This is a genomic window from Mucilaginibacter sp. (assembly GCF_028287845.1).
In the GTDB taxonomy this organism is placed as follows: Bacteria; Bacteroidota; Bacteroidia; order Sphingobacteriales; family Sphingobacteriaceae; genus Mucilaginibacter.
This window is the reverse complement of record NZ_JAQBOW010000097.1, coordinates 1-3,364: the sequence shown is the minus strand read 5'-3', so window position 1 is coordinate 3,364 and position 3,364 is coordinate 1. Positions and strand designations below refer to the sequence as shown.

Sequence of the window (3,364 nt, the reverse complement as noted above, 5' to 3'; positions counted from 1 at the left end):
AGTTAATCCTTTTTTGGTTGGTTCGCAAGTGCCATTTGCACAACGCTCCGCCGCTATTGCAGACCCAATAGTAGCCTGCAATATATGCGAATATACTTCGGCAAACGACCATCCACCACCGGGCGGCGTTACGTCAAACAAGTTATCAGGAATGGTATCTAACTGGTTACGATAGTTATCAAGAGCGGCGTCAATGGCCCGGTACTCTTTGGCTATTTTCATGATATGAAGTTACCTCTTTTTTAATTACATTATAAAAAGTATGACTATTGCATTAAAATACAACCTTGTTGAAAAAATTATCCAAACTGAGGAAGATGCTGGCTGAAGCAGCAATCCGGTTAAACTTCATTTATAATAATGTGATCAACTCTTTCAAATTCATTATCTGCACCGGCACCTCATCAGGCTTTGGTGCATTAAACGGATTAAAGTAAATAGCGTCCATACCAAAATTTAAAGCGCCCAGCACATCAGCCTCTAAACTGTCGCCAATCATCAGGCATTCTTCTCTTGTTACGCCGGCTAAATTAATGGCATATTCAAATATGGCTTTATCAGGTTTATTAGCCCCCACAATCTCTGATATGATAACATGCGTAAAATATTTACCAATGCCGGTATTACCTATCTTAATATCCTGCGATTCTTTAAATCCGTTGGATATTAAATGCAGCGTATATTTTGATTGCAAATAGGCCAAAGTTTCGTGCGCGTTTGGGAAAAGGTTTGTTTTTGTTGGACACAATTTTACATAAGCATCTTCAAACCCATTAGGTATTGCATCTGGGTGTACGCCCAGATCTAAAAAGGTTTGTTTAAAACGTGCCGCGCGTAAAGTTTCTTTAGTAATGTTACCCACATGATATTCGCGCCAAAGCCGATGATTATTTTGGGTATAGGTTTCAATAAAAGCATCGGCAGATGTAAGGCCGATATCATGCAGGCGATGCAAAACATAAAGCTCAAGCAGCGCCTCCTCGGCATTTTTATCAAAATCCCAGATGGTGTGGTCAAGGTCGAAGAAGATGTGGGTGTATTTTGGGGTGTTCAATTATGTTGCAGTTTGTTAATGAGATTTATTTTGAGGATGTTGCCTATTATCAAAAAAGTTTAATAAAACCAATTTCTCCTCTTCAATTCTGTAAAATAAGGTATTATGCTTAGTGATAACAAATGCTCGGATTTGTTTTTCAAAATGTTCAACCGATCCCATTTCCGGATTTATTGCCAATAGCTCTATTATTTGATATGTTCGGATAACAAAGTTTTGGGTTACCTTATCTCCCCATTCCGTTTGCAAATATTTAATAATAAAATTGAAACTATTACTTGCGCGACGATTCCAAATTATGGTTTTAACCATTGTTTGTGCTGATGTTTAACTTGTTCATGGCTTAACAGGTTATCACTATCCAAGCTTTCATCATAGGCTACCAACAACTCTCCTTTTTCATCTTCACTAAGCTTATTCCAGAGATGCCCATTCTGGCTGTGATTAATTTGTATCAATTGATAATAACTTTTTAAAAGTTGTTCATCCTCAATACTGTCGATCAGGTGGTGAAAATCATCTTTTATCTTCATAATACAAATATACTCATATGCCAGTTATTTCATATGGTGCTTCTTTGACATTTTTATCAAAATAACAGACGATGGTCGAGGTCGAAGCCAGTTGCAAATAATATTCATTTTTGTGATCTTCTTGCGAGCTCAACACAACTACATAAACGAATATGTTAAACTACCGCGTTGCGTATTTGGTACGCGCATATCACTATTAAATTTCATAGCCAGTACCGCTTCTTCTACTTTGTGTACAAATGCTTTATCTTTGATAGTAGTAAGTTTACGATCTGCCTGTGCCGAAACCACATCGCCTTTTTTATTAATTACAATGTCGATAGTGGTTCTACCGTTAGCATGGCCCAGGTGGTTTAAAGACGCTTGCATCAAAATATTACGCCCTTCGGGAAGATTAACGCTTTCGCGTTTAGGCAATTTCTGCGCGAAAGAATTTAATGAACCCGCAACAAGCAGGGTTGTAAAAAATAAGGTTATTAATTTTTTCATAACTGTGTGAGTTATAATGCATATAACTCATTATCAGTACAATTGTTTAAAATTTAAGTTGTTAATTGTCTTTAATAATTAAGATCAACCAAATCCGAAATCGAACATTCGAAATTACATTACTTTCCCACGTCGTGGTGTATATGGGATGTAGGTACCTAACTTTTCTCTCCAAAGGCCAAATCACCTGCATCGCCCAAACCCGGCACTATATAGGCCTTGCTGGTCATTTCATCGTCAACGGCACAAACCCATAAGTTTACCTTAGGCAAATTGGCGCGTACATGCTCAATACCTTCGGTGCTGGCAATAACAGCTGCAACATGTAGCTCTTTTATTTTGTATTGCGCCATCAGCTGCTTGCAAACCTCTACTATGCTTTGCCCGGTGGCCAGCATGGTATCGCATAAAATAAATATTTTATCGTCAAGATTTGGGGTTGATATATGGTCTATATTAATAACAAAACTACCTCCCCGCTTAACCTTACGGTAAGCGGTAACAAATGCCGATGATGATTGATCGAAAAAATTCATGAACCCCTGGTGAAACGGCAGGCCGGCACGTAATATAACCCCCAGTACCGGTTGCTCTACGGGTAAATTTACTGTGGCGGTGCCTAATGGGGTTTGTACTTCTGTGGGGGTATACTCTAATTTCTTGCTGATTTCATAAGCCAATATTTCGCCCAATTTTTCCTGGTTGCGCTTAAACCGTTGCTTGTCTTTCTGGATAACCGCGTCCCGCATTTCGGCCAAAAAACTATTTCCAATGGTATTGGTTTTATTGAGGATGAAGATCATTGCGTTAAAGATTAGTTATTAAAGATTGAGAATGCGCCTTACCCGTGTAAATTTAACTAATTCGGTTTAAAACTAATCTTTAATCTCTAATTAACTAATCTTTACTGCTGACATAAGGTTGTCATAACACGACATTAAGTTTGTTGGGTAAACAAAATGTAAAACTAATCTTTAATCACTATTCTTTAATCTTTAGCATCAACCTCTAATCTTTAAAAACCGTATTTTTGTCATCTGCATGGATTTTAAACTAACTTCTCAATATAAACCCACCGGCGACCAGCCTGAAGCCATCAGGCAGTTGGTTGAAGGTGTAAACAACCATGACCCTTTTCAAACCCTGCTGGGTGTAACCGGCTCGGGTAAAACATTTACCGTTGCCAATGTTATACAGCAAACGCAAAAACCTACACTGGTTTTAAGTCATAATAAAACGCTGGCGGCGCAGCTGTATGGCGAGTTCAAGCAGTTTTTTCCAGAAAACG

Annotated in this window: 7 protein-coding genes; 1 reads left to right on the top strand and 6 read right to left on the bottom strand. The window is 38.3% G+C overall.

The window, feature by feature from the left end:
• From JWP71_RS09360 to upp, 6 genes are all read right to left on the bottom strand, one after another.
• A partial coding sequence (locus JWP71_RS09360; RefSeq protein WP_299498996.1) for a DinB family protein occupies positions 1-222 on the bottom strand: 222 nt, incomplete at its 3' end.
• 130 nt (positions 223-352) lie between these two features.
• Positions 353-1,054, bottom strand: a complete 702-nt coding sequence (locus tag JWP71_RS09355) for a YjjG family noncanonical pyrimidine nucleotidase (RefSeq protein ID WP_299498994.1) — start codon at positions 1,052-1,054, stop codon at positions 353-355.
• A gap of 15 nt (positions 1,055-1,069) precedes the next feature.
• Positions 1,070-1,366: a type II toxin-antitoxin system RelE/ParE family toxin gene (locus JWP71_RS09350; RefSeq protein WP_299498992.1), complete on the bottom strand. Its 297-nt coding sequence runs from the start codon at positions 1,364-1,366 to the stop codon at positions 1,070-1,072.
• Positions 1,351-1,587, bottom strand: coding sequence for a hypothetical protein (locus JWP71_RS09345; protein ID WP_299498990.1), 237 nt, complete (start codon positions 1,585-1,587; stop codon positions 1,351-1,353). The genes JWP71_RS09350 and JWP71_RS09345 overlap by 16 nt, the downstream gene beginning before the upstream one ends.
• A gap of 138 nt (positions 1,588-1,725) precedes the next feature.
• Positions 1,726-2,076 (bottom strand): hypothetical protein, encoded by a 351-nt coding sequence (locus JWP71_RS09340; RefSeq protein WP_299498987.1) that lies wholly within the window; start codon positions 2,074-2,076, stop codon positions 1,726-1,728.
• 158 nt (positions 2,077-2,234) lie between these two features.
• Positions 2,235-2,879 carry a uracil phosphoribosyltransferase gene (gene upp / locus JWP71_RS09335; protein WP_299498985.1) on the bottom strand — a complete coding sequence of 215 codons (645 nt, stop codon included), beginning with the start codon at positions 2,877-2,879 and terminating at the stop codon, positions 2,235-2,237.
• Between the two features lie 238 nt (positions 2,880-3,117).
• Here upp and JWP71_RS09330 point away from each other — a divergent pair.
• Positions 3,118-3,364, top strand: a 247-nt coding sequence (locus tag JWP71_RS09330) for a DEAD/DEAH box helicase family protein (protein WP_299498982.1), incomplete at its 3' end; no start/stop codon positions are given.